The sequence below is a fragment of the Streptomyces sp. RPT161 genome (assembly GCF_027533845.1).
GTDB lineage: Bacteria > Actinomycetota > Actinomycetes > Streptomycetales > Streptomycetaceae > Streptantibioticus_A > Streptantibioticus_A silvisoli_A.
Genome location: NZ_JAPZVN010000007.1, coordinates 160,006 through 182,655 on the forward strand (window position 1 = coordinate 160,006; position 22,650 = coordinate 182,655).

Annotated in this window: 25 protein-coding genes; 9 read left to right on the top strand and 16 right to left on the bottom strand. The window is 70.9% G+C overall.

From position 1 onward, the window contains the following. Positions 1-331 precede the first annotated feature (331 nt). Positions 332-1,669, top strand: coding sequence for a ricin-type beta-trefoil lectin domain protein (locus O5O46_RS16920; protein ID WP_269856267.1), 1,338 nt, complete (start codon positions 332-334; stop codon positions 1,667-1,669). Positions 1,670-1,896: 227 nt separating this feature from the next. On the opposite strand, the gene O5O46_RS16925 is transcribed toward O5O46_RS16920, so the two are convergent. Together O5O46_RS16925 and O5O46_RS16930 are read right to left on the bottom strand one after the other, a co-directional pair. Then, the gene (locus O5O46_RS16925) at positions 1,897-2,601 is read right to left on the bottom strand and encodes an SDR family NAD(P)-dependent oxidoreductase (RefSeq protein WP_269856268.1); all 705 of its coding nucleotides are present in this window, start codon (positions 2,599-2,601) and stop codon (positions 1,897-1,899) included. Next, entirely contained in the window at positions 2,598-3,632 is a 1,035-nt protein-coding gene (locus O5O46_RS16930; protein ID WP_269856269.1) for an amidohydrolase family protein, read from the bottom strand. Before O5O46_RS16930 ends, O5O46_RS16925 begins: the two co-directional genes overlap by 4 nt. 96 nt (positions 3,633-3,728) lie before the next feature. On the opposite strand from O5O46_RS16930, the gene O5O46_RS16935 reads away from it, so the two are divergent. Further along, positions 3,729-4,778 (top strand): Lrp/AsnC family transcriptional regulator, encoded by a 1,050-nt coding sequence (locus O5O46_RS16935; RefSeq protein WP_269856270.1) that lies wholly within the window; start codon positions 3,729-3,731, stop codon positions 4,776-4,778. A gap of 326 nt (positions 4,779-5,104) precedes the next feature. Here the strand turns inward: O5O46_RS16935 and O5O46_RS16940 are convergent, their stop codons facing one another. Both O5O46_RS16940 and O5O46_RS16945 read right to left on the bottom strand, forming a co-directional pair. Further along, positions 5,105-5,932 (bottom strand): helix-turn-helix domain-containing protein, encoded by an 828-nt coding sequence (locus O5O46_RS16940; RefSeq protein ID WP_269856271.1) that lies wholly within the window; start codon positions 5,930-5,932, stop codon positions 5,105-5,107. Continuing rightward, a complete protein-coding gene (locus O5O46_RS16945) occupies positions 5,929-6,642 on the bottom strand; it encodes a peptidoglycan-binding protein (RefSeq protein ID WP_269856272.1) in 714 nt (237 codons plus the stop codon). Before O5O46_RS16945 ends, O5O46_RS16940 begins: the two co-directional genes overlap by 4 nt. Before the next feature lie 292 nt (positions 6,643-6,934). Here O5O46_RS16945 and O5O46_RS16950 point away from each other — a divergent pair, with 292 nt between their 5' ends. Further along, on the top strand, positions 6,935-7,351 hold the full coding sequence (locus O5O46_RS16950; protein WP_269856273.1) for a peptidoglycan-binding domain-containing protein: 417 nt from the start codon (positions 6,935-6,937) through the stop codon (positions 7,349-7,351). Positions 7,352-7,619: 268 nt separating this feature from the next. On the opposite strand, the gene O5O46_RS16955 is transcribed toward O5O46_RS16950, so the two are convergent. From O5O46_RS16955 to O5O46_RS16985, 7 genes are all read right to left on the bottom strand, one after another. Continuing rightward, complete coding sequence (locus O5O46_RS16955) at positions 7,620-8,042, bottom strand: secondary thiamine-phosphate synthase enzyme YjbQ (protein WP_269856274.1); 423 nt, start codon at positions 8,040-8,042, stop codon at positions 7,620-7,622. A gap of 159 nt (positions 8,043-8,201) precedes the next feature. Beyond that, on the bottom strand, positions 8,202-8,909 hold the full coding sequence (locus tag O5O46_RS16960) for an HAD family hydrolase (protein WP_269856275.1): 708 nt from the start codon (positions 8,907-8,909) through the stop codon (positions 8,202-8,204). Positions 8,910-8,963: 54 nt separating this feature from the next. Next, complete coding sequence (locus tag O5O46_RS16965) at positions 8,964-9,413, bottom strand: VOC family protein (protein ID WP_269856276.1); 450 nt, start codon at positions 9,411-9,413, stop codon at positions 8,964-8,966. A 43-nt stretch (positions 9,414-9,456) separates the two neighbouring features. Continuing rightward, the gene (locus O5O46_RS16970) at positions 9,457-10,113 is read right to left on the bottom strand and encodes a phosphatase PAP2 family protein (RefSeq protein WP_269856277.1); all 657 of its coding nucleotides are present in this window, start codon (positions 10,111-10,113) and stop codon (positions 9,457-9,459) included. A gap of 40 nt (positions 10,114-10,153) precedes the next feature. Then, positions 10,154-11,092 (bottom strand): M56 family metallopeptidase, encoded by a 939-nt coding sequence (locus tag O5O46_RS16975; protein ID WP_269856278.1) that lies wholly within the window; start codon positions 11,090-11,092, stop codon positions 10,154-10,156. Between the two features lie 319 nt (positions 11,093-11,411). Beyond that, positions 11,412-11,987, bottom strand: a complete 576-nt coding sequence (locus tag O5O46_RS16980; RefSeq protein ID WP_269856279.1) for a DUF5134 domain-containing protein — start codon at positions 11,985-11,987, stop codon at positions 11,412-11,414. Between the two features lie 114 nt (positions 11,988-12,101). Then, the gene (locus O5O46_RS16985) at positions 12,102-12,494 is read right to left on the bottom strand and encodes a VOC family protein (RefSeq protein WP_269856280.1); all 393 of its coding nucleotides are present in this window, start codon (positions 12,492-12,494) and stop codon (positions 12,102-12,104) included. Positions 12,495-12,567: 73 nt separating this feature from the next. Between O5O46_RS16985 and O5O46_RS16990 the strand changes: the two genes are divergently transcribed. After that, positions 12,568-13,101 (top strand): GNAT family N-acetyltransferase, encoded by a 534-nt coding sequence (locus tag O5O46_RS16990; RefSeq protein WP_269856281.1) that lies wholly within the window; start codon positions 12,568-12,570, stop codon positions 13,099-13,101. A 7-nt stretch (positions 13,102-13,108) separates the two neighbouring features. On the opposite strand, the gene O5O46_RS16995 is transcribed toward O5O46_RS16990, so the two are convergent. The 4 genes from O5O46_RS16995 to O5O46_RS17010 form a co-directional block, all read right to left on the bottom strand. Further along, positions 13,109-13,837, bottom strand: coding sequence for an amino acid ABC transporter ATP-binding protein (locus O5O46_RS16995; protein ID WP_269856410.1), 729 nt, complete (start codon positions 13,835-13,837; stop codon positions 13,109-13,111). A gap of 17 nt (positions 13,838-13,854) precedes the next feature. After that, positions 13,855-14,748: an amino acid ABC transporter permease gene (locus O5O46_RS17000; protein ID WP_269856282.1), complete on the bottom strand. Its 894-nt coding sequence runs from the start codon at positions 14,746-14,748 to the stop codon at positions 13,855-13,857. Positions 14,749-14,765: 17 nt separating this feature from the next. Then, positions 14,766-15,662, bottom strand: a complete 897-nt coding sequence (locus O5O46_RS17005; protein ID WP_269856283.1) for an ABC transporter substrate-binding protein — start codon at positions 15,660-15,662, stop codon at positions 14,766-14,768. A 158-nt stretch (positions 15,663-15,820) separates the two neighbouring features. Next, a complete protein-coding gene (locus O5O46_RS17010; RefSeq protein WP_269856284.1) occupies positions 15,821-16,507 on the bottom strand; it encodes a glycerophosphodiester phosphodiesterase in 687 nt (228 codons plus the stop codon). Between the two features lie 280 nt (positions 16,508-16,787). Here O5O46_RS17010 and O5O46_RS17015 point away from each other — a divergent pair, with 280 nt between their 5' ends. The 4 genes from O5O46_RS17015 (at position 16,788) to O5O46_RS17030 (ending at position 20,815) form a co-directional block, all read left to right on the top strand. Then, positions 16,788-18,173: a DUF6421 family protein gene (locus O5O46_RS17015; protein WP_269856285.1), complete on the top strand. Its 1,386-nt coding sequence runs from the start codon at positions 16,788-16,790 to the stop codon at positions 18,171-18,173. Next, positions 18,170-18,961 (top strand): SDR family NAD(P)-dependent oxidoreductase, encoded by a 792-nt coding sequence (locus O5O46_RS17020; protein WP_269856286.1) that lies wholly within the window; start codon positions 18,170-18,172, stop codon positions 18,959-18,961. Before O5O46_RS17015 ends, O5O46_RS17020 begins: the two co-directional genes overlap by 4 nt. Further along, positions 18,958-20,040, top strand: coding sequence for a threonine aldolase family protein (locus O5O46_RS17025; protein WP_269856287.1), 1,083 nt, complete (start codon positions 18,958-18,960; stop codon positions 20,038-20,040). The genes O5O46_RS17020 and O5O46_RS17025 overlap by 4 nt, the downstream gene beginning before the upstream one ends. Before the next feature lie 70 nt (positions 20,041-20,110). Next, positions 20,111-20,815: a B3/B4 domain-containing protein gene (locus O5O46_RS17030; protein WP_269856288.1), complete on the top strand. Its 705-nt coding sequence runs from the start codon at positions 20,111-20,113 to the stop codon at positions 20,813-20,815. Positions 20,816-20,894: 79 nt separating this feature from the next. On the opposite strand, the gene O5O46_RS17035 is transcribed toward O5O46_RS17030, so the two are convergent. Continuing rightward, positions 20,895-21,629 carry a lysophospholipid acyltransferase family protein gene (locus O5O46_RS17035; protein WP_269856289.1) on the bottom strand — a complete coding sequence of 245 codons (735 nt, stop codon included), beginning with the start codon at positions 21,627-21,629 and terminating at the stop codon, positions 20,895-20,897. A gap of 386 nt (positions 21,630-22,015) precedes the next feature. Between O5O46_RS17035 and O5O46_RS17040 the strand changes: the two genes are divergently transcribed. Continuing rightward, positions 22,016-22,435 (top strand): TlpA family protein disulfide reductase, encoded by a 420-nt coding sequence (locus O5O46_RS17040; RefSeq protein WP_269856411.1) that lies wholly within the window; start codon positions 22,016-22,018, stop codon positions 22,433-22,435. The last annotated feature ends 215 nt before the right edge of the window (positions 22,436-22,650 follow it).

A 22,650-nucleotide genomic window follows, 5' to 3' on the forward strand; every position in this document is an offset into this window, starting at 1 on the left:
AGCAACGCGATCGGATCAGACGCTGGCCTTTGGATTCGCCCGCTGATCCCCAACTGGCCGGTGTTTCAGACCTCTTGACCGCCCATTGGCGTAGACCACATACTGCCGAAGCGGAGCCGGAAGCTCAGTTGGCCGGGCTTCACTTCGTGTACTCAATCGCAGCGCTACCGGGCTCCGTCCGCCCGGCTGCCGGTGTTCCCCCGCTGCCCGGCGGCGACGTCCCCACCCGAAGCGTCGTGGGTGTCGTGCTGCCCGAACGCGGTGGAGTACCGCCTCATACGGCGGTCGCCGGTGACCTGGTGTGGCGGTCGAGGATCTTTGGGAGCCGCATATGACATCGGACACCGCCGTGCCGCGCGCCTCTTGGGGCGTGCGTTCAATCCTCAGACACTGCCGCCGGGAAGCGGCGCTGGTGGGGGTGGGCCTGCTCGCGGTTTTCGCGGCCTTTCCGACCGCGGCCGACGCCGCGCCGGTGCCCGGGGCGCCTCCCGGGTGGGCGACCGTTTTCAGCGACGACTTCTCCGGCGCGGCGGGCAGCGGCCCGTCGTCGAACTGGATGTACGACACCGGCCCCGGCTCCAACTTCGGCACCGGCGAGATCGAGACCATGACCAACTCGCCCAGCAACGTCCACCTCGACGGCAACGGCCATCTGGACATCACCGCGCTGAACAACGGCGGCAACTGGACCTCCGGCCGGATACAGACGACAAGCCCCAACGTCGGCGCCCCGGCCGGAGGCAAGCTGGAGGTCACCGCGTCGATCCAGCAGCCCTCCCCGGCCAGCGGCTCCGGCTACTGGCCGGCGTTCTGGATGCTGGGTCCCGGCCAGTGGCCGGAGAACGGCGAGATCGACATCATGGAGGACGTCAACGCGCTCTCCGACGTCGCCGGAACCATCCACTGCGGCACCGACCCGGGCGGCCCGTGCAACGAGGGCAACGGCATCGGCAGCGGGCTGCGCGCCTGCCCGGGGTGCCAGAGCGGCTACCACACCTACTCGATGATCCTGGACCGGACGAACGCCTCGAACGAGTCCATCACGTTCTACCTCGACGGCGCCCAGTACTTCAGCGTCGACGAGAGCCAGGTCGGCGCCGCCACCTGGCAGCAGGCGTTCGACCACAACATGTCGATCATCTTCGACCTCGCCATGGGCGGCGGCTTCCCGAACGGCCAGTGCGGCTGCACCACACCGAACGGTTCCACCAGCTCCGGCGGGACGATGAGCGTCGGTTACGTCGCCGCCTACACGACGAACGGCAGCACCAGCGGCGGCGGTTCGGGCAGCCAGATCACCGGCTACGGCGGCCTGTGCCTAGATGACCGCTCCGCGAGTACCGCCAACTACAACCCCGTTCAGGTCTACACCTGCAACGGCAGCGGCGCCCAGCAGTGGACCTTCGTCCAGGCGGGTACCACGCTGCACGTACTGGGCAAGTGCCTGGACGTCTACGCGGCCGGTACCACCAACGGCACACCAGTGGACCTGTACGACTGCAACAACACCGGATCCCAGGTCTGGATACCCCAGTCCAACGGGGCGTTGTACAACCCGCAGTCCAACAAGTGCCTGGACGACACCAACTGGTCCACCACCCCGGGCACCCAGGTGCAGATCTGGGACTGCACCGGAGCCGCCAACCAGGTTTGGAAGCTGCCCTCCTGAGAGAGCGCGGTACGGCGTGACCGGCCGGTGACCGGTCGGCCACGCCGTACCGCGCCCCCAATGCGGCGCGGACTGGCGGTCACTCGCCGCGCGGCACCTCGGCGATCGGCGGCCGCGCCGCCCTGCCGACCATGGGCGGCCTGGCGGCCACCCCGGCGCATCCCCGAGGGGTTCGGCCCGATCCGAAGCCGGTTCGCGCTGAACGGGCCGCGGCTCCGCCAGGTGCCTCACCAGGCGACGGTCTGCCCCAGGTAGTCGAGGAATCGGAGGCCGGTGCGGCCGCGTTGGGCGTCAATGGTCGTGACGAGGTTGGGGATGCTCTCTTTGACGGTGAGCCGGGCGTTCGGACCGCCCAGGTCGGTCTTGACCCAGCCGGGCGCCATCAAGAGCAGTGTGCGGGGGTCGTCGCGGTGCCGGGCCGCGTAGCTGCGCATCAGTTGGTTGAGGGCGGATTTGCTGGCTCGGTAGATCTCGAAGCCGCCGCGTTCGTTGTTGGCGATGCTGCCCTGGCCGGACGACATGATCGCGATGGTGCCGTCCGGCTCGACGAGCTCAGCGAGTGTTTCGATGACCCGCATCGGGCTCAGCGCATTGGTGATCATCAGGCGGGTGAACTCTTCGGTCGTGACGTCCGCGGTGGTCTCCTCCGGGCGGTTGGCCACACCCGCGTTGACGAAGAGCAGATCAAACCCGCGGGCGCCGAGCCGGTCACGCAGAGCGTGGACCTGCTCCGGCGCGTTGATGTCGACGTGCTCGATCTCCAGCCGCCCACCGGCAGTCTGCTGCAGGTCGTGCAACGCGGTCCGGCCGGGACCGCGGACGGTCGCCACGACGCGGGATCCCCGGTCGATGTACTCAGCGGCGATCGCATAGCCCAGGCCGCGAGACGCACCGATGAGAAGAACGGTCGTGTTCTGTGAAACCACACTCATGACTGCTCCAGGAGTCGCGTTGTCTGATCGTCTGATCCGGACGGGGACGGTTCGAGGCGGTAGAGCGCCTGGGCGTTGGCGTACGCGACCTTGTGCTGGTCCTCACGGTCGGGGAGCGTCCTGAGGAAGTCGGCGATCGTCGCGGCGTCGAGTCGATGGAAGGGATAGTCGCCCGAGAGCAGGATCCGGTCGACGCTCGTGAAGTCCAGCGCGTGTCGGAGCAGACGGGGAGTCAGCATGCCGCTGGTCGCGATGTAGATGTTGGTCCGGAAGTACTCGGCGACACGACGGTCGAGGCCGGTCGCGACGTTCGAGAGGCTGTCGACCCGATCAAGGGCGAACAAGAGCATCTCACCCCAGTGCCCCAGAACGATCTGCAGGTCCGGGTGCCGGTCAAACGTGCCACGCAGGATCAGGCGAAGCGCCGCGAGTCCCGCCTCGATGTGCCATCCCCAGCCGAAGGTGGCAAGCGCGAGCTCGACGGTTGGGTCAAACCCGCGGTAGGAGGCGTCTCTTACCGCGCTCGACGGGATCTGGGGGTGGATGAACACCGGCCGCCCCATGCTGGCGGCGGCCGCGAGCAGCTCGTCGTAGACGGGATCATCCAGCGGACGGTCGCCGCTGCGGCCGTAGGACATGATCCCCACATGCGCGGGCGCGTTCGCGGTCCGCTGAAGCTCGGTCACGGCCGCATCCGGATCCGACATCGGCAATGTCGTCATCGCCCTCAGACGAGTCGGATGGCGGTCAACGGCCTCGCTGGCACGGTCATTCGCCTCGCGGCTCAGCGCGATGGCTTCGCGGGCCGGGAGGCCATGGGTCCCGGGCGGGGCGATCGAGAGGATCTGCAGGTCGATGCCTGCCGCGTCCATCGCCTCAACCCGGTGCTCGCTGATGTCGAGCAGACGCGCGGGGATGTCCCCTCGGTCGTTCAACGCCACGCTCTCGTCGCGCGACCGTGTCGGCTGCGCTCGCAAGGCCCGGTCGATTCCCGGGGTGGTCCAGTGCTCCTCGACTGCGATGACTCTCATCGTGCTCCTTCGGCCCACGTCGTCGTACCCGTGCAAGCCTCGGTCACGCGCGGTGCACAACGGCCCGGAAGCGGCGCTCTCTGTAGTATTGCTGCTATGGCACGCCCGGAAATAGCTGATTCCGTCACTCTTGAGTCGGATGATGTGCGAATCCTTCGTGCCCTTCAGATTGATCCTCGGGTCGGATTCGCGACCGTGGCGACGGTCCTCGGGCTCTCCGAGCTGACCGTCGCCCGCCGCTACCGCCGCATGCGGCGTGCCGGGGTGATCCGGGTGATCGGAGTGGTCGACCCGGGAGCGCTCGGGCAGAGCCGATGGATGGTGCGCCTGCGCTGCCGACCCGGCAGCGTCACAGCCTTGGCCGAAGCACTCGCGCAACGCGAAGACGTCAGCTGGGTCGCGCTGAGCGCTGCCGGCTCCGAGGTCACCTGCGCCGTGCGCTCGCGCTCACAGGAGCAGCGCGACGACCTGCTCGGCCGCCGCCTCCCGCGCGCCGCCGCCGTGCTCGATCTACAGGCGTCGGTGATGCTCCGCCAGTTCCTCGGCGGACGCGGGCACTACTGGGCCGCACTCACCGGAGCCCTGACCCCCGAGCAGGAGTCCGCCCTCGGGCCCGGCGACCGGCCGTTCACCGAACAGCCGGTCGTGAGGAATCAGCCGTGCCAACTCAGCGCCCATGACGAGAAACTGCTCGCCGCCCTCGCCGCCGACGGACGGGCCAGTCTCGTCCAGCTCGCAGCCGCGGCCGACCTCACCCCGGGCCGAGCGTCACGACGTCTGCACGCACTGCTCTCCGGCGGAGTGGTCCACATCGACGTGGAGATCGCACCGACGGCCCTGGGATACCGGGCCCGAGCGAACCTGTGGATGCGAGTCCACCCAGCCAAGATCAAAACCGTTGGACGAGCGATGGCGCAGATGCCCGAAGTGGGATTCGCCGTCGCACTGTCCGGGCCGAACAACCTCCAGGCTGTCGTCCACTGCCGCGACCTCGACGAACTCTTCGAGTTCACCTCCGACCGCGTCGGGACCCTTCCCGGCGTCGAGGCCATGGAAGTCAGTCCCGTCTTCCGCCAGATCAAGCAGGCCGGAACCCGTGTGGACGGAGACCGCCTGATCGATCCGCCCAGCGGTCGCAGCCGCTAGGCGGTCCTTTCGAACCGCGGGTCCTCGCACCCGCGCGCCGCGGCGGGACCTGCCGCGCGATTACGGCCCCTGGCAGCCGTCCACGCCCTGGCGGCGCGCACATATGAGACCGCGCTTCCGCCAAGCTCCAACTGCGCGGCCAGGGCAGGCGGTTGCCCTCTCCAGGAGAGGGCCTCGTCTCCCCGGCGAACACCGCGGGCAGGCCGGTCCGCGATACGGGCGTGGAGCAGGTCGGAGCGATACGGGCGTGGAGCAGGCCGGAGCCCGCGTGGACGGCGACCGCCTGATCGATCCGCCAAGCGGTCGCAGCCGCTGGGCAGTTCTGTTCATCGTCGCGGTGATCGTGGGCCGCTCCCGCCGAAGCACTCCCGAGCGCCGCCCGCGCCGGGCACCAGGCAGACCTCCACGGGCTGCCCGGTACTGTCCGCGACCATGGGCGTGAACACATAACCCTGCACGTCGTACTGATCGGACACCGCCGCGCGGTAGGTACGGCCGTCGGGCGCCGTCACCTCCACCTGGTCACCGATCCGCGCGTGCCACAGCCGCGCCCACGCCGCCCCGCACTCCTTGCTGTAGCGCGTCTCCAGCCGTGCCCCGGTGCGTGCCTGGTACGCGCCGAGCGTGGTCGGACGCGCCGCGCAGATCATCGACTCGGGGCCGCGCCCCTCGCAGTCGCGCCCCCGGCAGCCGGGTGCGGGCGGTGAGGCGGCGGCCCCCGTGGGCTGCGCCGCCCGATCCGGTGCCCCGTGCCAGAGCGCCCAACCGGTCACCGCACCGCCCACCAGCACGGCGGCGGCCACTGCGCCCCACCATCTTCGGCGCCGCCCGGCCGTCGCAGACCGCGCGGGAGGACCGGGCGGCTCCTTCACCAGGTCGGATTCCGGGGCGCGGGGCGGAGCCGTCATGGCGCGGCCTGACCAGGCGGGATCGGCCAGCTCCCACAGGGCGAGCAGACGGCCGGGCGGCTCGTCCGCCAGTCGGCACAGGTGCTCGACGGCCTGGCGCGGCGGGAGGACGCGGCCCTTCAGATAGCGGTCCCAGGACGACTTGCTGTACGGGGTGGCGGCCGCGAGTCCTGCGAGGCTGAGCCCGGTTCGCTCCTTCAACTCGCGCAGCCCGGCGGCCAGTCGCTCGCATTCGGGGACCGTCATCCGCGCAGCGCTCCCCAGGTGTGCGGGCCGACCTTGCCGTCCACGACCAGCCCGAAGGCGCTTTGGACGCGCTTGACGGCACGCTCCGTCAGATCGCCGTAGATCCCGTCGATCCCGCCGGGCGGATATCCGGCCCGCTGCAGCAGGCACTGGGCCTCCGCCACCTCGGGGCCGACCATGCCCTGTTGGAGCACGGCGTCGTCGGTGGTGCTGTTTCCGGCGTACCAGTGGCCCGCTCGATGCTCGATGTGGCACGTGTACGTCGGCAGGGCGCCGGGCGCGGTACGTGGTCGCCGATCCTCCCACGGGCGCAGTACCGCCAGGAGCGCTGCGCCCACGGCGACCGCCGCCACGACCACTGCGACCACCGTCCGCCGTCCGCGCCGCCGCGCCGGGGATGTCGGGGGTGCCGCCGCCTCGGCCGCCGTGTCCGGAACGGAGGGTTCCGTCCAGGCCTCCGCCGCGACCTCCCGCAGCGCCAGCAGCCGGGCCGGGTCGGCTCCGACCGTGCGGGCGAGCTGTTCCACCGCCGCCTCCGGCGGCAGTAGCCGACCGCCCAGATACCGCTCCCAGGACGACCGGCTGTACCCGGTCTTCGCCGCCAACTGCGCCAGGCTGAGACCGCTGTGATCCTTCAACCCGCGCAGCCGCACGACGAGTTGCCGGGCCCGCGGGTCAAGTCCTTCGGGTAGTCCCTTCCAACGCGACATGCTCCACCCCGTCAGCATCCGCAGGCCCCCAGGCCTTCCCCCTGTCGATATGCATCGCAACCTCAACTCGTCCGGCCCGCAAGGTGCTCACCGGCCATTTCCGCCGTCTCCCGCGTCCCGTCCCGTCGTCACCGCGGGCACCGTCGCAGCAGGTCGCAAGTGGGGACGTCCCGTGGTGTCGGCACTTGTCCGGCAGCTGTGGCCTCGCCCGGCTCGCCGCCGCCAACATCGGTGGGGCAAGCCCGTGGCGCTCCACCAGCGCCGCCCGTCGGCTCGAAGGGAAAACATCACGATGAACCGGGCACAACGCGTCGTCCTGGCGTCAGCCGCCGCGGTCCTCGGCAGCGGCCTCGCCATCGCTCCCACCGCCCACGCGGCCACCGAGGCGCCCGCCGCCTCGTACCACTGCACGGGCCTGAAGTCGCAGTACAGCTGGCAGACGATGGCGGACGGCAGCTCGGGCTGGACCGCCGGGTTCAGCCGGACGATGACCGCGATCGTCGGCTCCGGCAGCCAGGGCAGCGCCACCGCCGAGGCCCAGTGCATGCTCGTGGGCTGGCACTGCAAGCCCGGCACCGTGGACGGGATATACGGCGCGAACACCAGAAGCGCCGTTGTCGCCTTCCAGCGGAAGAACGGGTTGGCCGACGACGGAGTGGTCGGCCCCAACACCTGGCGCAAGCTGCGGGTGGCCCCTTCTTTCTGCTGACCCGCACGACGGCCCGCCCGCACTCGGGGGAGCGGGCGGGCCGTCGCCCCTGGCCGGCCGGATCCGACACGACCCGAAGGCAACCATTCAGTTAGCGCAGGCAGATTGCGATGGGAACGTGGTGGAGGCGCCCAACTGCCCAGAACTCACACGGCGGTTCACAGATGGACGGTCAGACCCCGCTCCCAACGTGGCATGCACGAGGGGACCGCAGAGCACCCCGGCCGCCCATGCGGTGCGCGCCCCGCAGTCTCCACGGTCGCCACGACTAGCCCAGGAAGCTCAACCGCACCTGCCGGTGCGGGTTGTCGACGTTGGTGTCCACGAAGACCACCGACTGCCAGGTGCCGAGGGCCAGTTGTCCGCCGAGGACCGGGAGGGTGGCGTGGGGGGCGATGAAGGCGGGGAGGACGTGGTCGCGGCCGTGGCCGGGGGTGCCGTGGCGGTGGTGCCAGCGGTTGTCGGCGGGGAGCAACTCCCGCAACTGGGCCAGGAGGTCGGTGTCGCTGCCCGCGCCGGTCTCGATGATCGCGATGCCCGCGGTGGCGTGTGGGACGAACACGTTCAGCAGCCCGTCCCGGCCGCGCGCCGCCCGGGCGAGGAACGCGGCGCAGCGGTCGGTGATGTCGACCGCGGCCTCCTGTGAGCCGGTGGTCAGGTCGAGGGTGTCACTGGTGAAGTTGTCGGACATGCCTCCATGGTCCCTGACCGCGGGAACGATCCGGCGGAACATGGGGGACGTGTGAGGGCGAGGAGAATTTTCCGCGACGCCGCGGAACCCAGGGCGAAGGTCATCCGTTGGACAGGTCGAGGCCCTGCGGTATCCCCCCGTCCGCAGGGCCTCACCAGTTCAACCAGTGGCGGCGTCGGCAAGGCCCAGAACCGGCCGCAGCCCGCCCGGGCGCTGCTCCACCGGCAGTGGCGGTACCCGCAGGAACGCGCAGCCCAGGGCCCTTGCGCCGCCGTCGGCCTCCTCGCTGTCGCCGATCATCAGGACGTCCTCCGGCGCCAGTCCGATCCCGTCACAGGCGATGCGGAAGATCCGCGGGTCCGGCTTCTGGACGCCGTGCTCATAGCTGAGCACGGCTGTGTCGAAGTAGCCGTCGACGCCGTGCCGACGCAGTACCGGACGTAGATCCCACCCGATGTTGCTCAGCAGCGCGACGCGGATGCCGCGCTCGCGCAACCCGGCCAGGACATCGACCGCGTCGGGGTAGGGCGCCCAGGCGTCCGGCGACATATGACGCTCGTAGAGCACGTCGTACAACTCGGGCCAGGGCAGCGGGACCTGCCGGGCGAGGCCGAGGTAGGCCGCCCGGTGCCGCGCCTGGTCCAGATCGCGTTCGTCCCACAGCCGCCGCAGGCCCTCGGGAACGGCGTGCGGCGGGGCCCCACCGGGCAGCGCGCCGACGTACTCCAGCCGCTCGGCGTACTCAGCGATGTCGCCGTCCGACGCCTCGATGCCGGCCTGCGCCAGCGCACCCCGTAGCCAGCGCTCGGTCGGCTCGACCCTGAACAGGGTGCCGGAGAAGTCGAAGAGACAGCCCTTGATCGTCATGGCGCCAGGTTAATGTGCCGGGCTGAACGGCGGGTTGACGTGCGGGGCGCCCCGTCAGGCCAGGCAGAACTCGTTCCCCTCCGGGTCCTGCATCACCACCGCGTAGTGTTCTTGGTCGTCCGGTGCCAGCACCCGCAGCCTGGTCGCTCCCGCCAACTCCAGCCGCGCCGCCTCCGCCTCGATGCGCTCCTTGCGGATCGCCAGCGGTACCTCGCGGCCACCGCTGGCCCGGATGTCCAGATGGAGGCGGTTCTTGCCCGCCTTGCCCTCCGGCACCGGCTGGAACCAGATCCGCGGCCCGCTGCCGCGTGGATCCACGATCGAGCCGCAGCCGTCGCCCGCCGGGTCCAGGTCCTCCTCCGGTACGCCCGCGCTGCGCCAGTACGCGTTCCAGTTGTCGAAACCCGCCGGTGCGGGCTCCGCCTCGTAGCCCAGCGCGTCGGCCCAGAAGCGGACCATGATGGTGGGATCGGCGCAGTCGAAGGTGAGTTGGAACGGTGTCATCGTCTCCTCCTGCGTCGGACCCGTCCGGCGGTGAGCGCGCTCGTCAGGTGGCCTGGGGCGTCCGCCACGGGGCGAGGGCGGCAGCGGTCGCGGTGACGACGGCGGCGCCGAGCAGCCATCCGGCGAGCACGTCGGACGGCCAGTGCACCCCCACGTACAACCGGGTGAAGCCTACGCCGAGAACCGACACCGCCCCCAGTGCCACGACCGAGGTCCAACGACGGCCGCGCGCCCCGTGCAGTCGCAGCAGCCACACCAGCGTCACACAGGCGATCGTCGCCGCCATCGCGTGGCCGGAGGGGAAGGAGCCGTCCGTCGCGGTGTCCAACGGGTGCCGCCAGTGCGGGCGGTCCCGGCCGACCGCGGCCTTCACCGTGACCTCCAGCGCCCAGCCGAACCCGCAGGCGGTCAAGGCCCACAGCGCTTGGCGGCGTTGGCGCAGCCGCAGCAGTACGGCCGCCGCCGCGACGGTGAGCAGCCGCGTCGTCGTGGGGCCCCACACCCAGTTGGTGAGGTCGAGATTCAGCCGGGTACATCCGGGGTGGACCAGTGCGACGCCGTGCAACGCCGAGTCGATCCGGTGGTCGAGTGGCAGCGCGCCGCTGACCAGGACGAACGCCAGCAGTACGGCGAAACACGCGGTCATCGCGGCGGTCCAGGCCAGGCAGCGGGTTCTGGGTGATCGGGCGGTGGTGGGCACGGCCAGGATCGTATGGGACCGGGCTGTGGGCCACGGGAGGCTACGACAGCGCGCCGAGCCCCGGGCCGAAGGTCACCAGCAGTGGTACGGCCGGTAGCAGCAGTGCCATCGCCGACATCCGCATGCGGCGGTTCAGGGGGAGCCGTGGTGCCGGGTCCAGCAGTCGGCGCACCCGGCCGGGGAGTTGGGCCAGCGGTGTCGGGCAGGGGCCGAACACCCCGCGGTGCTCGTTGAGTTCGACGAGTGCCAGGGCGGTGGTCAACCGCCCGAAGCGGCGCGAGGCGACATCGTCCGCGGCCAACTCGACCAGACGGTGCACCTGCTGGCGGAAGCCTTCGAAGACCGGTACCTGAGGGAAGCCCGCCGCGAGCGCGTACGCGCAGTGCAGCAGCCAGTCGTGCCGGGCGCGGGCGTGCCCCTGTTCATGTGCGAGTACGGCGTCCAACTGCCGCCCCCTGAGCCGCCGCAGGGCCGCGGTGGTGATCACCAGCTGGGGTTGCGGACCGGACAGCCACCAGGCGTCGGGTCGGCCGCTCTCCAGCACGACGAGGCGTTCGCCGTCGGACGGCAGCTCGCCGGGCAGCCTGGGGGAGCGTACGAGGAGCGCCGCACGCCGTTGGCGGCGCCGTGCGCGGGCGCCGCGCACCTCGCGGGTGAGCATGGCAGCCGACCACGCACCGCCGCAGGCCAGCAGCACCGCGAGCGTCCCCGCCCAGGGGCCGTACTCGGAGAGCGCGTAGGCGTCCACGACGCCGCGCGGGGCGAGCGCGAACAGGTGCCAGCGCACCGTGGGCGACGCCGCCGAAGCGCACAACGCCATCGCCATGACGCAGCACAGGAGCACGGAGGCGACCACGCACTGCCACACCCACAGCGCCAGCACGGGTTCCCGCTCCGGCCAGTCGGCCTGGCACAGGAGACGGGGCGCCATTGCCGCCGCAAGTGCGCCGAGAACCAGCAGCACGAACGGGACCGTCATGGCGCACACACTAAGGCGCTGCGCTACTGATGGGTACGGACATTTCACGAAGGTGAGCTACGCCTCACGGCGGGTGGTCCGTGATCCCCCGGGGCTCTGCCTCTGCGTCCTGGGCGGCGGTGCGTTCGGAGGCTTCGCCGCAAGCCGCGGGCTGGGGTGATCTCTGGGGCCTCGCCCGGCCCCCGGCCCCGGCCCGCGGCCTCCGCCAGCCCCCCGGCCCGCCCCCGGGCTACCGGGTCCTGGGCTTCGCCGTGAGCCCCGGGGCGCCGCGCGGAGCTGTGCCCGCGGCGGCGTGCGATCCGGGTTCGCCTCGAAGGCCTCACATGGTCAGGAGCATGGTGAGCATTCCGATGCTCAGGGAGACCCGGCAGGCCGTGGCCACGCCAGGAGCCCCAAGGAGCGCGGGAGTTGGGGCGCCCGGTGCGGCTGGAGACGTCGCGGGGAGGAGGCGGACGGCCGTCCACAGGGCGTATGCGGCGAAGTAGCAGAGGAGCAGGGCGGTTACGGCGGGAATGCCGACCATGCTGTGGGGCATGTCCGCCATGTCGTCGGAGGCGCGTGACGGCATCGCCATCAGGGCGGCCATGTAGACCATGGCCGCCGCCTCCAGGGCGTGGTGGGCGCGGTGGGATTCGCGGCGGACCAGTAGCGCGGAGCGTAGGGCGATGGCACCGAAGAGCGCGGCGAACAGCGGTGGGCCCCAGGTGTGTTCGTGCAGGGCGGTGCCGGGGACGGCCATCAGCGCCATGCCCAGGCCCATGATGCCCTCGTCCCGCGCGGTGCGCCGCTCGCCCGGCGCGGCGGCGCACCGCGCTCTCGTACGCAGCAGGCACGAGACCCCCGTGGCAGAACCGATCACCACCAGCAGCCAGCCCACCAACGGTGGTCCGTGCATGGCGCCCCTCCCCGGTTCGTGCCGCCCCCGAAGAGGCTTCCCGCGAGGGCGGGCGCACACGCTGGCGCACGGTGGTACGGCGGGCGCGTGGAAGGGGCACCTGGGGCGCGTTCGCTACGTCCCGGGCCGGTACCGCATCGGATGGTCCTCCGGCACCTCCACCACACAGATCCGCACACCGTCCGGATCCGCGATCCACATCTCGATCAGCCCCCAGGGCTCACGTTTCGGCTCGCGCAGCACCCGCACCCCGCGCCCCGCCAGGCGCTCGCGGGCCGCCTCCACGTCCGGCACCTGGAGCCACAGCTCCATCCCGGGCGCCGGGGGTTCCTCCGAGTGGCCGGAGACCTCCAGATAGCCGCCGCCCAGGAAGAACACCGTGCCGCGCTGCGGGTCCTCCCCGAGCTCGCGGTAGATGGCCAGGCCCAGGTCATCGCGGTAGAAGGCGCGGGACCGCTCCAGATCGGTCGGCCGCAGCAGGATGCGGCTGCTCAGTACGTTGACCATGGGGCGGACAATACGCTTCGGGTTACCCTCGGAACCGTTCGCCACCCGCGCGTCGGAGAGGATTCGCGCCACCATGACCATTCCCGCCCCTGTGTTCCGTACCGCGACGCCCACGGACGTGCCCGCTCTCGTGACGCTCATCGAGTCGGCGTACCGGGGTGACTCCAGCCGCGCCGGGTGGACGACGGAGGCGGATCTGCTGGACGGCCAGCGCACCGATCCGGAAGGCGTCGCCGAGGTGGTCAGCGGCGTCGACAGCCGGATGGTGGTGGTCGAGGAGGACGGCGAGCCGATCGCCTGCTGCCAGCTCGAACGCCGCGACGGGCACGCCTACTTCGGGATGTTCGCGGTCCGGCCGTCCCGGCAGGGCGGCGGCCTCGGCAAGTTGATCATCGCCGAGGCGGAGCGTTTCGCCCGGCAGGAGTGGGACGTGGACGAGATGCGGATGACCGTGATCTCGGTACGCGACGACCTGATCGCCTGGTACGAGCGCCGCGGCTACCGGCGCACCGGCGAGATGACCCCGTTCCCCTACGGCGACGAGCGGTTCGGTGTGCCGCGCCGTTCCGACCTGCAATTCGAGCTGCTGGTCAAGAAGTTGGGATAGCGGGGTCCTACAGACGCCCCGCCTCGACGATCCGGCGCAGGAAGCGCTGGGTCCGCTCCTGCCGCGGGGCGCCGAACACCTCCTGCGGCGCGCCGCGTTCCAGTACCACCCCGCCGTCCAGGAAGCACACCTGGTCGGCGACCTCACGGGCGAAACCCATCTCATGGGTGGCGATGACCATGGTCATGCCCTGTTCCTTGAGGTCCCGTACCACCGAGAGCACCTCGCCGACCAGTTCCGGGTCGAGGGCCGCGGTGATCTCGTCCAGCAGCAGCAGCCGCGGCTGCCCGGCCAACGCCCGTGCGATCGCGACGCGTTGCTGCTGGCCGCCGCTGAGCCGGTCGGGGTACTCGGCCGCCTTGTCGGCCAGGCCGAGCCGGGTCAGCAGCTCGCGCGCCCGTTCCTCGGCCTGCGCACGGGGGACGCGGTGCACCCGGCGCGGCGCCAGGGTGATGTTCTCCAGCACGGTCATGTGCGGGAAGAGGTTGTACGCCTGGAAGACCACGCCGATCCGGCGGCGCACCGCGTCCTGGTCGGCCCGCGGGTCGGTGATCTCCTCGTCGTCCAGGAAGATCGCACCGTCGTCCACCTCCTCAAGGAGGTTGGCGCAGCGCAGCAGCGTGGACTTACCGGAACCGGAGGCTCCGATCAGGGCCGTCACCGTGTGCTCCGGAACCTCCAGGTCCACATCCCGTAGCACCACCGCGTGCCCGTAGGACTTGCGGACCGCCTCCATCCGCAGCACGACCCGCGTCACACCACACCTCCCTGGGACTGCCTGCGGTTCATCCGCGCCGTCACCCAGTCGGTGAAGCGCGTCATCGGAATGGTCAGCGCGACGAAGACCAGCCCGGCCACCACGTACGGCGTGTAGTTGAAGCTCTCGCCGGTGATGATCTGCGCCGCGTACACCGCGTCGACGGCGCCCGCGATCGACACCAGGCCGGTGTCCTTCTGCAAGGACACCAGGTCGTTGAGCAGCGGTGGCACCACGCGGCGGACCGCCTGTGGCAGCACCACGTACCGCATGGCCTGGACGCCGGTCAGCCCGAGCGAACGGGCCGCGGCGCGCTGACTGGGGTGCACGCTCTCGATCCCGGCGCGGAACACCTCGGCGACGTACGCGGCGTAGGTGAGCACAAGCGCGGCGCCGCCCAGGACCACCGGATTGTTGGTGACCCCCTGAAGCCGCAGCGCGGGCACCCCGAAGACCACCCCCAACAGGCAGATGATCAGCGGCAGTCCACGGAAGAAGTCCACGTACGCGGTGGCCAGCGCGCGCAACGGGAAGAACACCGGTCCGCGCAGCGTGCGGGCGAGCGCGAGCAGCAGCCCCAGCACCAGGATGAGCGCCCCGCAGCACACCAGCAGCCGCACGTTCAGCCACAGGCCCTTCAGCACCTGGGGGAGCGCCACCCGCGCGTAGTGCGCGTTCAGGAACGTCTCCCGGGTGCGCGGCCAGCCAGGGGCATGGGTCACCGCGAGGTACAGCACCACGGCGGTGGCCAGTGTGCTGGCCGCGGCGATGGCGACGGCCCGACGGGTACGGGCACGCCGCAGCCGCTCGCGCTCCAGGCGGCGGGCGGACGGCCGGTAGTCGTCCTCCGCCGGTGCGGGGTCCTTCGGCGGTGCTTCGGACTCGTTCAACACCTTTGGCCAGCCCCCTACTTGAGGAACGGGGCGTTGACGGCGTCGGACAGCCAGCGCTTGTCGAGCGCCGCCAGCGTGCCGTCGGCGCGCAGTCCGTCCACGGCCTTGCTGACGCACGGCGTCAACGCGCTGCCCTTGTCCAGGACGAAGCCGAACTGCTCGGGGCGACCGCCGGTGTCCGCGAACTGCCCGACCACCTTGGCGTCCGTCACCTCCGCGGAGGTGATGTAGAACGCGGTGGGCAGGTCCACCACGATCCCGTCCACCTGCCCGTTCTTCAGCGCGCTCTTGGCCAGGTCGTTCTTCTGGTAGATCGCGGGCTGCCGGGTCGGCTTCACCACGCGGTTGAGGACGTCCAGGCTGGTGGTGCCCACCTGGGCGCCGAGCTTGGCACCGCGCAGATCGGCGATGGACCTGGCGTTCGCGATCTTCGAGCCCTTGAGCGCGATCAGTGCCTGGCGCACGTCGTAGTAGCCGGAGGAGAAGTCGACGGCGCGCCGCCGCTCGTCGCTGATGGAGATCTGGTTGATGTCGAGGTCGAAGTTCTTGGCGCCGGGAGTGATGGCGTTGTTGAACGGGACGGTCCGCCAGGCCACTTGGGCGGGGCCGTAGCCCAGCCGTTTGGCGACGGCGTACGCGGTGGCGGCCTCGAACCCCTTGCCGTCGGCCGGGTCGTCGTCCTGGAACCACGGCGCGTACGCGGGCTTGTCGGTGCCGATCGTCAGCTTCCCCGGGGTGTGGGTACGCAGCGAGCCCGGCGCGCAGCTCGCCGCGGAGGAGGAGCCCGAGGCGGACGTGCTGTCCTGCTGCGGGGCGCAGCCCGGGGCCACCAGGACGAGGACGCAGACCGCGGCGACCGTGGTGAGACGTGGACCATCCGGGGGCCGGGGCGGGGCGAAGACGGGACGCATAGCGGGAGACTGGCACCGCAAGCCGCCAACTGTCCAGGTCAGCACACTGGTTGACCGTATGTCGGACGTTTGTGAACGTCACGTTTCGGCTGCCGATCGCCCGGTGGGGCCTCGGGTAGGGCCCGATGCCAACCGGGCGGCTTCCTGCCCGAGGTGCCTCAGCGGTCGGCGGCTACCGCCCGCTTGATGTCGGGTACGTCGGTGGCCGCGCCGTCCAGGCCCAACGCCCGGGCCAGGGCCAGATCGCGCGGGGTGTTGACGGTCCAGGCCATCACCTCGACGTCCGCGGCATGGCAGCGCTCCACCACGTCCAGGCTGAGCTTGCGCAGCTCAAGGCTGACCAGTCGGGCGCCCACCGTCCGCGCCCGGGAGACCAGGTCCGGGCCGGTGCGTCCGGCGACCAGCACGGTGCGCGCCTCGGGCAGCAGCTCCCGTACCTCCCACAGCGCCTCGTCGTGGAAGGAGAGCACCGAGACCCGCTCCAGCAGGGCCCGCTCGCGCAGCAGCCCGGCGAGCACCCGGGCCGCCGCCACGTCCTTGATCTCGGCCTGGACGGGCAGCTCCGGCACCGCCTCCAGCACCTCCTCGAACAGCGGCACCCGCTCGCCCTGGCCGGCGTCGAGCTGGCGCAGTTCGGCGAGGGTGAAGTCCTTGATCGGGCCCTTGCCGTCGGTGGTCCGGTCGACCGTCTCGTCGTGCATCACGACCAGCGCGCCGTCCTTGCTCAGATGCAGGTCGAGTTCGATGCCGTCCAGGCCCTCGCGGTGCGCGCGGACGAACGAGCGCAGCGTGTTCTCCGGCTCGACGCCCATGACGCCGCGGTGGCCGATGGTGAAGAAAGACACGGTGGTACTGCCCTTGGGTGCGGCTTGGTGTGGTGCGCGGTTGCGTGGGGCGAGCCTAGTGGCGCCCGGTGTCCACGGGGCGAATGCCGGGGGATCAGCGCGTGTACCGACGGCTGCCCCGGCAAGGTTCTTCACAAACTTCTGTCAGTCTCGGGCCTGACAGGAAAAACGACGGTCAGATGGCGGCCTCGCAGGATAATCGTGTGAGAAGCCTCTTGAGTGAAAGAACCTCGCATGGATACGGTGTCTTAACGCAAGGTTCTCCTGTGGAGGAGGGGTCATGAGGGAAAATTTTCTGTCTGTTGCGACGGGTGGTGCTGACGGCATCGTCGAGCACCCGTCGTGGGCAGTGCTGAAGGCGGCGGTCGAAACCATTCGGCCGTGGCAGGAGAAGGATGGTTCCATCGACCTCTCCGCCGACGACGCGCCGGGCCGCGGCGCGGTGGAGGCCGAGGTGGCGCGGGTGATCGCCGCGGTGGAGGACCTTGCCCCGCTGCTGCCGCACGACGCGGCGTACCACACCGCTCTCGTGGCCGACCTGCGCCGCTGGGCCGAGACCGGCTTCGGCGTGCCGGACTTCCTGGACTCGCTGCTGGCCTTCCAGCCCGCCGCCGACCGCCGGGACGGACTGGAGCACCTGGTCGTCTTCGCGATGTACACCCAGAACGGCAACCCGAACCGCAACCTAGAGGCGGTCGCACTGCGCGTGGTGTGGCCCGAGTGGCTGGCCGAGCTGGAGCGCACCCGCTACGACAACCCCATGTTCGTGCCCATCACCTTCCAGGACTTCACCAGCGGCTACGACACCAACTCGGCCGTGCTGTTCCCGGAGACGGTCGCGGTGCGAGAGGTGCCGGAACGGTTCTCCTGGGGTGGCATCTTCTGCGACCGCGAGGCCGCCCGGTTCCGCAGGGTCACCGACGCCGCGGTACGCACGCTCGGCCTCGACCTGCCCGAGGACGCCGCCCGGCTCGTCGCCGACCAGGACCTCGCCCAGCAGACCTTCGTCCTGTGGGACATGATCCACGACCGTACGCACAGCCACGGCGACCTGCCCTTCGACCCCTTCATGATCAAGCAGCGCGCGCCCTTCTGGATGTACGGGCTCGAAGAACTGCGCTGCGACCTGACCGCGTTCAAGGAGGCGGTCAAGCTGGAGGCCGAGGGCTACGAGCAGGGCCGCAACGTCCAGTACGCGATCCTCTTCGACCGCCTCTTCCGGTTCCCCGTCACCGGCGACCGGGTGCGCAACTACGACGGCCTCGGCGGGCAGCTGCTGTTCGCCTACCTGCACAAGCACGACGCGGTCCGCTGGACCGACAACACCCTGCGCATCGACTGGCCGCGGGCTACGGAGGCCACCACGCGGCTGTGCGCCGAGATCGAGAAGCTCTACCGGGACGGCATCGACCGGCCCAAGCTGGTCCACTGGTTCGCCGCCTACGAGCTGGTCTCCAGCCACCTGGCGCCGCACCCGGCCTCCCGCTGGGCCAAGGGCCCGGACGCCCTGGACCTCAGTCAGCCGCCGCGCAAACTCGTGGACGACGTGCTGCCGGACGAATTTCCGCTCAGCATGTTCTATGAGGCCCTGGCGAAGAAGCTGCGTGATGTGATCGCCTCGACCAAGGGGATCACGGCGGACAGCGCGGTCCAGGTGGCGGCATGACGCGCGTGGCGGCCAAGGAGGCGAAGGCGATGGCAGAGGGCAACAACAACGGACCGCTGAGCGGCATGGTGATCGCGGTGGCCGGGGCGGGTGGCCCCGCGGGCAAGGCGACCCTGCGGCACCTGGCGGAGAGCGGCGCGCAGGTGGTGGCCGCGGACGCCAACCCGGAGCGGCTGGCCGAAGCGGTCGACGCGGCCCGCTACGCCGGGGGCGGCGCCTACATCACCGGGGAGTCGGTCGACCTGCTCGACCCGGCCGCCGCCCGGGACTGGGCGGACCGCACCGAGAAGCAGTGCGGCCGGGTCGACGGGTTGGTCCACCTGGTGGGCGGCTGGCGCGGCTCCGCGACCTTCCCGGAGACCAGCCTGGAGGACTGGACGGTCCTGAACGACCTGCTGGTCCGGACCGTCCAGCACACCTCGCTCGCCTTCCACGACGCCCTGCTGCGCAGCTCCGCCGGCCGCTATGTGCTGATCAGCCAGTCCGGCGCGACCAAGCCCACCGCGGGCAACGCCGCGTACGCCGCCGCCAAGGCCGCCGCCGAGGCGTGGACGCTGGCCCTCGCCGACTCCTTCCGCAAGGCGGGCGGCGACAGCGGACCCACCGCCGCCGCCTCGATCATCGTGATCAAGGCCCTGGTGCACGAGGAGATGCGGGCACAGAAGCCCAACGCCAAGTTCGCCGGATTCACCGACGTCAACGACCTGGCGCAGGCCATCGGGGGCGTGTGGAGCCGGCCCGCAGAAGAAGTGAACGGAACCCGTCTGTGGCTGACGCCCCAACCATGACAGAACAGCACACCACCGACGCCGTCCGGCGGCACGACCCGGACGCACGCGGCTTCGCCAGTGACAACTACGCGGGGGCGCACCCGGAGGTGCTGGCCGCCCTCGCCCTCGCCAACGGCGGTCACCAGATCGCCTACGGCGAGGACGAGTACACCGCCCATCTGCAACAGGTCTTCCGCCGCCACTTCGGCCCGCGCGCCGAAGCGTTCCCGGTCTTCAACGGCACCGGCGCCAACGTCACCGCCCTGCAGGCGGTCACCAACCGCTGGGGCGCGGTGATCTGCGCCGCCACCGCCCACATCAACGTGGACGAGGGCGGCGCGCCGGAACGCGTCGGCGGCCTGAAGCTGCTGCCGGTGGCCACCCCCGACGGCAAGCTGACCCCCGAACTGATCGACACCGAGGCCTGGGGCTTCGACGACGAGCACCGCGCCCAGCCGCAGGTCGTCTCGATCGCCCAGACCACCGAGCTGGGCACCTGCTACACGCCCCAGGAGCTTCGGGCGATAGTCGAACGGGCCCACGAGCGCGGGATGCTGGTCCAGCTCGACGGCGCCCGGCTGGCGAACGCCGCCGCCACACTGGGGGTTCCGCTGGCGGAGTTCACCAGTGACGTGGGCGTGGACATCCTCACCTTCGGCGGCACCAAGAACGGCCTGGTGTTCGGTGAGTGCGTCGTCGTGCTCAACCCGGACCGGGTGCCGACCACGACGATGAAGTACCTGCGCAAGCTGTCCATGCAGTTGGCGTCCAAGATGCGCTTCGTCTCGGTGCAGTTCGAGGCGCTGCTCGCCGGGGATCTGTGGCTGCGCAGTGCCCGGCACGCCAACGCCATGGCGACCCGTCTCGCGGCGGCCGTCTCCGGCATCGACGGCGTGACGGTGGTACGTCCGGTCCAGGCCAACGCGGTCTTCGCGACCCTGCCGCGGGAGGTCACCGAGCGGCTGCAGAAGCGGTACCGCTTCTACACCTGGAACCAGGAGACCGGCGAGGTGCGGTGGATGTGCGCTTTCGACACCACCGAGGCCGATGTGGACGCCTTCGCGGCGGCGATCGCCGAGGAGATGGCGGCGGCATAATCTCCGCATAAGTATGCGGAGGTTCGGAAAGTGAATTGATCGATGGTGGGGTGGCGGTTACGGTCGGAGCATGACGACCGCACCGCCCCTCGACCTCACCGTCAGCGACGAGGTCCGCGCCCTCGCGCCCAGCTTCACCCACATCGCCGTCGAGGCGCGCGGCCTGGTGAACGGACCCAGCGACGAGCGCAGTTCGGCCCTCCTGGCCGACGCCCAACGACGGCTGACCACCCGGCTCGCCGGACGCGCACCGCACGAGGACGAGCATGTTGCCGCGTGGCGCGCGGCGTACACCGCCTTCGGGGCCAAGCCCTCGCGTACCCGCAACTCCGCCGAGGCGCTGGCCCGCCGGGCGCTCGCGGACGGCGGGCTGCCGCGGATCAACCTTCTGGTCGACGCCTACAACGCGATCAGTGTGGCGTACCTGGTGCCGGTCGGAGGGGAGGACACCGACCGGATCGAGGGCGGCATGCGGCTGGTCCGCGCCAGCGGGGACGAACCGTTCGAGACGGCGGCGGGCGGCGAGCCGGTCATCGAGCGGCCGGAGCCCGGCGAGGTGGTCTGGCGCGACGGCGCCGGGGTCACCTGCCGTCGCTGGAACTGGCGGCAGGGGCTGCGGACTCGCCTGACGGAAGGGTCGGGCTCGGCTCTCTTCTTGCTGGAGCGGCTGGATCCCATGCCTCTGGGCGAGTTGACGGCGGCTGCCGACGAACTCGCCGACCACGTACGGCGGTTGAGCCCGGGGGCGGATGTCACGGTGCGCGGTCCGCAGTAGGGCGCGCGGTTGGTTCGGCACCGCCGGGCTTCGCCGGTGTGGTCGCTCGCCGTTGCGGCGGCGGAGGTCTTCGCCGGCCCTACGCCAGGCCCGGTGTCGGAGCGGCGGCTTCCTCGGGGGAGGGGGCCGTGCCGCCCAGGTGGGCGGGGAGCCACCAGGCGCCCTGAGCGTCCTTCGGGCGTACCGGGTAGGCCTGTTGGGCCGCCTCCAGCAGGTCCTGGACGCGGCACCGCAGCCGTTCGGTCAGCGACTCCGCGTTCTCCTCGGGGGCCGCGGCCATCGGCGCCCCGACCCGCAGCGTGATCGGGAAGCGGTGCCTGCCCAGCCGCCGCGGACGGCCCTTGGTCCACATCCGCTGGGTGCCCCACAGTGCCATCGGCAGCAGCGGAACCCCCGCCTCCTGAGCCAGCCGCGCGGCGCCCGACTTGAAGTTCTTGAGGGTGAACGAGCGGGAGATCGTGGCCTCGGGGAAGACCCCGATGATCTCGCCGGACCGCAGCGCGCTCAGCGCGTTCTCGTACGCGTGCACCCCGCGCTCCCGGTCGACCGGGATGTGCTTCATCGCCCGCATCAGCGGCCCGGAGACCTTGTGCCGGAAGACCGACTCCTTGGCCATGAAACGCACCAGACGCTTCGCCGGGCGGGCGGCCAGCCCGCAGAAGACGAAGTCCAGGTAGCTGATGTGGTTGCTGACCAGCACCGCGCCGCCGCGCCGTGGCACATGCTCGGTGCCCGCGATGTCGAAGCGCAGGCCCTGCACCTGGAACATGGTGCGGGCGAAGCCGATGACCGGCGGGTAGACGAGTTCAGCCACGTCGGGGGACACCTCTTGGGTCAGCAGTTACGCGGCCGTAGGTTAGGGCCGTCGCAGGATGGTGCCCCGTCAACGCGTGCGTTGTCATCCGCAGTGCCCGGAACCTGGGGAGATTCTTGTCACGTGTGGCCCGGCGCGGCAGCAGGTACACCTCGCGGACCGAGCCGAGGAACGCGGCGCCGGCGCAGCCCGTCGCGGCCGGCCCCAGCCCCAGCCACAGCGGCCCCGCGCGGTGCAACCGGCGTGGCCGATGATCGCCGCGCCGAGGCGCTGCCCCCGAACGTCGATGCTCCGCGAACCCATGGCAGCCGCTCTCCTCGGCGTTCGGCCCGATGCCCGGGAATCATCGCGGTCCGATGAGCGCTGCACTCCTGCGGGAGGCGAAGATGGTGGGGACGGTGGTGTACCTCACGGTGCTTGCCGCGGCAGGGCTGTTGGGACTGCTCCACCGCTGGCATGACGGAAGGATGCGAATGCGGGAGAAGGACGGCGCGCAGCGGCTGACGGCGGCCGAGATCGGCGAGCCGCTCGGCGCGCGGGCCACGCTGCTCCAGTTCTCCAGTGCCTTCTGCGCACCCTGCCGGGCCACCCGTCGCACGCTCTCCGAAGTCGCCGCCATGGTCGAGGGGGTGGCGCACGTGGAGATCGACGCCGAGGCCCGTCTCGACCTGGTGCGCCGACTGTCGGTGCTGAAGACACCCACCGTCCTGGTGCTCGACGCCCGCGGTGTGGTCGCCCGGCGCGCCGCGGGGCAGCCGCGCAAGGCCGATGTGATCGCGGCGGTCGGCGCGGCGGTGGAGGCGTGAACCGACCGGTGCCGGGACCCGCCGTGATCCACATCCCAGATGACAGACCGCCCTTGACGGAGCGCGTCCTGAATCGTCAGCCTGACGTTATGTCGAAGGTCGTCCTTCTCTATGAGCGAGCCGATGTCGACTTCGGTCGGCACGCGAGTGCGCGTTGTCCAAGCCGTTGAGCGCCTCTGACTCCCATTCAGTTCCGGCTCGACCGCATCAGAAGG